Annotated in this window: 7 protein-coding genes; 3 read left to right on the top strand and 4 right to left on the bottom strand. The window is 65.0% G+C overall.

All coding sequences use genetic code 11. The features are described from left to right. Window positions 1-1,094: 1,094 nt before the first annotated feature. On the bottom strand, window positions 1,095-1,604 hold the full coding sequence (locus ACYVNR_RS21020; RefSeq protein WP_461050817.1) for a hypothetical protein: 510 nt from the start codon (window positions 1,602-1,604) through the stop codon (window positions 1,095-1,097). Window positions 1,605-1,779: 175 nt separating this feature from the next. On the opposite strand from ACYVNR_RS21020, the gene ACYVNR_RS21015 reads away from it, so the two are divergent. Together ACYVNR_RS21015 and ACYVNR_RS21010 are read left to right on the top strand one after the other, a co-directional pair. Beyond that, entirely contained in the window at window positions 1,780-3,003 is a 1,224-nt protein-coding gene (locus ACYVNR_RS21015) for a hypothetical protein (protein ID WP_461050815.1), read from the top strand. Window positions 3,004-3,295: 292 nt separating this feature from the next. Next, window positions 3,296-3,943, top strand: a complete 648-nt coding sequence (locus ACYVNR_RS21010) for an ion channel (protein WP_461050813.1) — start codon at window positions 3,296-3,298, stop codon at window positions 3,941-3,943. A 68-nt stretch (window positions 3,944-4,011) separates the two neighbouring features. On the opposite strand, the gene ACYVNR_RS21005 is transcribed toward ACYVNR_RS21010, so the two are convergent. The 3 genes from ACYVNR_RS21005 to ACYVNR_RS20995 form a co-directional block, all read right to left on the bottom strand. After that, window positions 4,012-4,698, bottom strand: a complete 687-nt coding sequence (locus ACYVNR_RS21005) for a hypothetical protein (protein ID WP_461050811.1) — start codon at window positions 4,696-4,698, stop codon at window positions 4,012-4,014. Continuing rightward, window positions 4,699-5,337, bottom strand: coding sequence for a PD-(D/E)XK nuclease family protein (locus ACYVNR_RS21000; RefSeq protein ID WP_461050809.1), 639 nt, complete (start codon window positions 5,335-5,337; stop codon window positions 4,699-4,701). Between the two features lie 178 nt (window positions 5,338-5,515). Next, window positions 5,516-6,202 (bottom strand): hypothetical protein, encoded by a 687-nt coding sequence (locus ACYVNR_RS20995; protein ID WP_461050807.1) that lies wholly within the window; start codon window positions 6,200-6,202, stop codon window positions 5,516-5,518. A gap of 313 nt (window positions 6,203-6,515) precedes the next feature. Between ACYVNR_RS20995 and ACYVNR_RS20990 the strand changes: the two genes are divergently transcribed. Then, window positions 6,516-6,751, top strand: a 236-nt coding sequence (locus tag ACYVNR_RS20990) for a helix-turn-helix domain-containing protein (RefSeq protein WP_461050805.1), incomplete at its 3' end; no start/stop codon positions are given.

The following is a 6,751-nucleotide window of genomic DNA, read 5'->3' as shown; positions in this document are numbered from 1 at the left end:
TTCTCGGTGTCTACTCGACATTGAATGTGCTCCTCTCCCTAGCGCGATCGGGTGTCTCGGTGTCGCCCCTTGGGATCGCCACCGAAGCGGGGCGGGATGAGGCGGGCGCGAGCCGACGGTGCCCCGGGGTCACCGGTGAGCCGCCTTCCACGCACATGGGTGGGTGTGCCGTCCCCGTCGGCGAGCACACTGTCCCGCGCCTCTGGTGCGACCTGACGCGCGTGTCACGCTCGGTGGTGCCCGCCGCAAGCATGGTGTCGTGGAGGGCGTCCAGGTCTTCGGCATCGGCAAGTGTCACCGGCCCCCCACCATGATCGGCCGGGTTGAGAGGGGCCTCGAAGCCATCGATGTTGTACCCGCCGCAGGACGACTCGTCGGTGTGCGGTGCGCCCAGCAGCGCCGTGTACATCGCCCTGGCAGCCCGAAGGTCGGACACCGGGATCACCAGACCACGCATCGTGGGACTCATCGGTCTTACCTCATCGGTTGGGCGGGGCACGGCTCGACAGCCGCCTTGACCAAGACACACGCTATGGGGAGGTCCGTGAGCGATGCTTCTCGATTTCTGACGGATCCGCCACTGCCGCCTCGGCTAGGGGTGTGCCCGTCTGGCGGCGGACTGACGCTCCAGCCCCAACGCAGCCGGCCACGCCCGTCGGGCAAGGGATCACGCCCCTAATGGATCAAGCGTCCAAGAAGGCGTCTTACTCAGGTTCCTGGTGCCCGTGGCTCAGACGCGTGAGAATCTTGGTCAACTCGGAACGGGAGGCATAGATGGCTCGCATGACACCTGGGGAAGCGGCCGCAGTCAACGTCTTGGTCGGCTACTTTGTCGGCCAAACTACGGATCCGCCTCGGGAGGTCGTCTTGGCTCTCGAAACGCTTGCGAGCCGAGCACACAACCGCCTTCAGGCTGGAGTCTCAGAAGGATCCGTGCGCGCCCAGTGGCCGCAGCACTTTGCCACCCCGAGTAGTAGCACGATCTGACGGGACAGCTGGCGGCGGTATGCCGTTGCCGTGGGGACCGTGACAGCTAGGCACTCGAGCATCGACTGAGCCGCGACGCTTGGGCCCACACCGGCCTCTGGCGCGAGTTACGCATCGTCATCTAGTGGCAGGTGCGGCAAGCCGTTCTCGGACAGCAGAATGCGTTGCGACGGCTGGCGGTGTGCCCAGGCAAGCGCTGTCGCACGGTCGTCGGCTTCGAACTCGACGAAGCCGGCGTCGCTGTGCCAAGCGGCGTGCCAAACGCCGCGGAACTCCATGACCCACACCTCGCCAGTGCCAGGTGCGGGTGGAGGCGCCGGCTCAGGTTTCTCCACGTGGTCGAAGAATGAGTCCACCTCTGCGATCAGGTTGACGCGGGCTGCAGGCTGCTCGCGCGCCCACGCAATAACTGGCTCCTCGGGCCCCTCATGGGTGACGAACCCGGCATCACTTAGCCAAAGCGCATGCCATATCCCTGGGTAGGACTGACGCACCCACAGTGTCCCGGTGCCCGGCGCAGGTGGGCCGACTACTTCGGCTTCACACTGTTCTGGCGTCGGGGCCGGCACCGGCGTGTCCCGGTCCAGGCGAACCCAATGATCTGGATACGCGGTCATGAATAAATGATGCTCGTCCGCCAGCACAGGGACAGCGCGAAGCACGTAGGCGGCTAGCTCGCGGCGGTATGACGCACCCTTGGGTCTCTACGACGTCTCGTGGGGGCTCTGACGTGCCTGACGAACGGGGAAGTCCCGTGCTGAATGTGCTGGCGGAGCATGACATGCTCCGCACGTGAGCTGGCTATCGCGACTGCGCGGGAAGAGCGCAGAGACCAAATCGAAACTCGCTGAGGATGAGATTTCGGCCGTCGACCCCAAGGTCCAGCCGGGCGAACAGACGCCTGCAACGGTGACCGCGACATGGCCGTTCGATCAAGGGCGCCCGGCCTGGATGCGTGACGGAATGACGGTCAAGCTCTACCCAGGCGCCATCGACCTCGACGTCGTTGGTGAGTCTCACCACCAACGTGAACTGCGAGCGTTGGCTGGCGTGCCGCGCGGCCGTGTGCGGGTTCCGCAGCACGCGATTCTCGTTCCTGAGTCGGGAAACCCTCACGACGAGAACGCCATCGGGGTGTGGATCAGCGGCTTGCTCATTGGGCGACTTTCGCGCCGTGACGCGTCGACCCTAAGGGCGGGCATCGTCTGCCTGGCAGAGCAGACCGGGAAGGTTGTGGCGCTGGACGCCGTCATCGTCGGGGGCGGCGCACGTGACGACGGCGAGGAGGCTCTACTCGGGGTCTGGCTCACTCACGATCCGGAGGACTTCGGATTGCCTCCGGAGGCGCCAACAGCAGCGATTTCGGCGGGATTCCGGACAGGGTTGAGCGAAGCGATCAGCGGGGACGAGGCGGACGACTCGTACGACCTCGGCTGGCTGGACACATTGCCTGACCAACCGGGCGAGCGGCTTCCGGTTCTCCGGAAGTTGATGCGGACCGAACGCGAGCCGTTGAGCCGCCACTACCTCATGCGGGCCTTGGAAGCCGATCTCTACGCCTGCCGGGTGGAGCACGTCGATGCCCTAGAGGAGTACGACCAGCTCACGGTCGCCCACGACAGCGAGATGGGGACGATCCGTCCAGCGCTCCTTGCCAGATTGCAGCGCCTGCCCCTCTTGGAGACATACCGACAGGCAACAATCCGTCATTCCAAGGCAGGCCACCTAGATCGGGCCCTGTGGTGGGCGAAACGAGGCATCGAGGTTTACGGACCTGATGCACACAATCAGGCGTGGGTCGCTGACTTGGAAAAGCGGGTCGCCGTCCTCGAGGCCAAGCTCGAACGCCAGGCCCAGCCGACCCGACCTTCCTCGACAGGCACGCCCCCGCACCAAGCACAGCGTGCTGAGTCAACTACTGAGACCTTGGTGTGCCGCACTTGTGGCAGCGAGTTCACCCGAGCAGGGACGCGCGGGCGTAAGCCCCATCAGTGCCTCAACTGCAAACTCTCATGACAGGGCGGAGGCGCTCCTGGACGGGTCTGCCTCTCCGCTTCAGGTCGATCGCGACTGCTCAGGACCAGGGAACCTTGACAGGGACTGCCCGCAATGCCCGCCCCAGCGAATCCGCTGCAGCCTCAGATCGCTGGGCCTGCTCGCGGCGTTGTGACGCACCTGGGGTCCCGACGCCAACGCGCGGCTCCAGCAGGTGCCGGGGTCGAGCCAAGGATTCCGGGACGGGCTACGAGTCGGTACAGCTCAGTCGCAACTCGCCGGCAAGCATCGCTTCACTGCGACACTCACTGGTGTGACTGTGGAGAAATGGGAGCGACGCTCCGAGGTGCCGCTCATCCTGCTGGCCTTGGCCTTTCTTGTGGCATACGCGTGGCCAGTGCTCAACCCCCGCCTGGACCCCAGCACACGCACCGTCTTGGACGCCCTCTCGTGGACGGTCTGGGGCGCATTTGCGTTTGATCTGCTCATCCGGTTGGTCCTCGCCGATAACCGTCGCCATTACGCGATGCGCCACTGGTACGACGTGGCCTTAGTGGCTTTGCCGCTTCTTCGGCCGCTACGGCTTCTGCGCCTTCTTGCACTGGTGCGGATCCTCGACCGCTCCGCCGCGAACAACCTGGCCGGAAGGGTTCTTGTTTATGTTGCGGGTGCTGCATCTGTCGCCGTCGGATTGGGCGCGCTGGCTGTGCTGGACGCCGAGCGATCCGCCGAGGGCGCGAACCTCGTTACCATCGGCGACGCACTGTGGTGGGCCTGCGCGACGGTTACGACGGTCGGCTATGGAGACAGGTTTCCAGTGACTGCTGAGGGGCGCGTTGTGGGCGTCGTTCTCATGGGCGTCGGGATCGGCGTTGTGGGCGCGGTAATCGCCTCTGTGACCTCATGGATTATGGGACGCGTAGAGGCCGAGCGGAACGAACGCGAACTCCAGGGGTCCTAGAAACCGTGGTGAGCGGGCTCAGGATGATGCCGAGCCAGCGCGGCTTGCGGCGGTTAGACGCACGGACATCAAGGCTGAACCGGGTTGGCCGAGATCGCATCAACTACCACCGGATAGAGGAGCACCGAGGCATCCCGCAGCCTCGTGACGCACGCGTCCGCGTAGGATTCCAGGTCCTGCGATTCCGAGATAGCGTCGAGCATGCCCCAATGAACCCACCACTCGAGCTTCCTTCTCATCCCGAGCTGGTGCGCCACCGGACGGGTTGCTTGAATCACCATGTCGCGTCTTTCGCCATTCCACCGTTCAGGGTGCAACGTCAGGGCAAGTCGTGGGAACGGGTACTTGCGGCGGGTTGACAAGAGGTCCTGCTTCGTCCAGGCCATCTCGACCCCGATTTTGTGTTCCTCGTGCAGTCGGTCGAGTTCCGGGGACCGGGCGAACACCGAGGTCCAGCCCCGACCGCCTTCTCTGGGGTCGAGTACGGCCTTTCGTGCCGAGCCGACTAGAGCACGGTGAAGAGCCTCCCCTGCCAAAGTCTGCAAAGCGTCCCACTCTGTGATCAGCGACCGGTTGCGAACGTAGAAGTCCGCTTCGTCATCACCGGACTCGCCCTTGAGGAGGTTGGTGGCCGAGTCCAGAGCGCCTTTCTCGACGGCATCTCGCATGAGGTCGTTCGCGCGCATTTCCAGCTTGGCCCACTCCGAGATCTGACTGCGATGACTCAGGTAGAAATCGACCTTGTCGCTTGTCATTCAAAGCGCCCCGATCGTCTCGATGAATTCGCGGGCACCGGCTGATGGGTTAAGTCCGGCTCCGTCGGCGACGTTCCGCAATAAAGTGGCCATATCCCGCCACGCGCGGGCTTTCCACAGGCCGGCACTGATGTCAGCGGTGCGCGGGGCGTGGCCGGTCCTGGTGAGGAACACGAGCGTGAGGTTCTCACTCGCCCAGTGCTCGTAGAGTCGGTCAGCCTGCCGAGGCTGTTCGCTGGCAAGCACCTTCGCCTCAAGCACGACGGTCCGTCCTCCGACCCGAACCACAACGTCCGCCCGCGTGTCGGCGCGGGCCTCTTCGACACGGATCTCGACTGCTGCGTCGTCGGCGACCGGCAGATCCAGGCTACTCAGGAGAGCGTGGAGAGGGTGGCGGCCCATTGCGTGGCCGCCTTCCGGGTCCAGCAACCACGCCAGTCCGCGGCACAGCGCAACTTCGTCGAACTGAAGACCCAGAGCGGCCAGGAGCGTCTTGCCGCCACTTCGCCACTCGACAGCACGCCACTCTTCGATCAGCCGTGAGAATTCGGATTCCCAGCTGCCCCCGGAGGATGCCTGCATCCATTCCGTGTGGAGGCGATCAAAACGGGCATGATTGGTGCCGACAGCAGACGCCATGCCGTCATTCTCCCTCGGACGCGCGGGCCAGCGCCCCCGTTTGAACGCTCAGGAACGGGCGAAACGTGCGGGTCGACCATCGGGGGCAAGTGTGGCCGCACCACGCGGCCGCCCAGGAAGGTGCACCGCAGAGTGATCGTGTAGTCGGCAGGCGGCGGAAGGACGCCGTCGGCGAGACTCATCCGTCACGGCCCCACAGCATCTGATCGAGGACAAGCAGGCTGATGTCGAGCTCAGCGGCTGCCGCCATGGCGACCACGAGGATCGAGTGCTCGTCAGCCGGAAGGTCGAAGCCCAGATCGCGAAGTGCGCGAGCGACCCGAAGATCGGGCTTCAGCGCGTCGGCGCCGCACCGCATACGCATGTACGCGAAGAGCGCCGTACCGATTCCCGATACCCCACCCACAACTGGATCCAGCTTCGGAGCATGCTCGAGGCCCTGCACCCGGTCCGCCCATGCGCGGCATCCCTCATCTTCCGAGAGACCTTCGGTCCGGCAGTAGGCGAGCAAGTTGGTTGCGACGGCCTGAAGGGTCGCTGGCTCACTTCGCTGCAGCCCGAAGTCCGAGGCCTCGACGCCGTTTTGTGCCAGCCTTGCCAGCGACGGTTCACCACCCGTCGCCCACTTCTCGACGCGGGGCACGACAACGCTCGGATATCTCCGTTGTCGCGAGAGAATGACGTCGAAGACCATCGCGCCTCGCCGCCCCTCATACACGGCCCCGTAGGCCTCGGCCGCTCGGTGAGGACCATCACCGCGGTCGGCGGCAAGGCCCTGCAGTCGCTCGACTGCTTCAGCCCAGCCGGGACGCTTCCGAATCACCGCAAGGAGGCCGGCCGTAGCGGGCGGGACTGCGTTGGCCATGCCTCACTCTGTCACGCGAGTGATTACCGAGTATCCAGCTTGCGTCGCCAGCCACACCGAGTCAGAGGAACTCCCCGCAGAAGGGCTGGCACGTCCGAGTGGAGTGCGTCAATCATTTGCGAGGCTATCTCCCCTGGCGCTCCAAGAGCTCTGGTGCACTTGCTGCCGGCGGGCATGGACATCTCCAATCGTGAAACCTGAGCATGTCGCCAACGCGACGCTGGCTGCCAGCGACCGCCGCATCTGTCGACGACGCTCGAAAATGAGGCCATAGCGACGGTCGAAAACGAGGCCACCCAGACAGATTGGATGGGTGATCTCAGTGGAGGATTGGGCTCTGATCCGGCGGCTGGTCGCCGATGGTGTGCCGCAGCGTCAGGTCGCGCGGGACCTGGGGATTGGTCGGGCGACGGTGGCGCGGGCCGTGGCGTCGGACCGGCCACCGAAGTACGAGCGGCCGGCCGTATCGACGGCGTTCACACCGTCCGAGCCGTTGGTGAGGCAGTTGCTGATCGAGCATCCGGACATGCCCGGCACGGTCATCGCCGA

It is taken from the genome of Terrabacter koreensis (genome assembly GCF_054783315.1).
This window is presented reverse-complemented; position numbering and strand designations above follow the sequence as displayed.

Bases quoted from the DNA above. Each gene is read 5' to 3' on its own strand.
- ACYVNR_RS21005 (WP_461050811.1), bottom strand. From the start codon at position 4,698: ATGACAAGCGACAAGGTCGATTTCTACCTGAGTCATCGCAGTCAGATC.
- ACYVNR_RS21000 (WP_461050809.1), bottom strand. From the start codon at position 5,337: ATGGCGTCTGCTGTCGGCACCAATCATGCCCGTTTTGATCGCCTCCAC.
- ACYVNR_RS20995 (WP_461050807.1), bottom strand. From the start codon at position 6,202: ATGGCCAACGCAGTCCCGCCCGCTACGGCCGGCCTCCTTGCGGTGATT.
- ACYVNR_RS21020 (WP_461050817.1), bottom strand. From the start codon at position 1,604: ATGACCGCGTATCCAGATCATTGGGTTCGCCTGGACCGGGACACGCCG.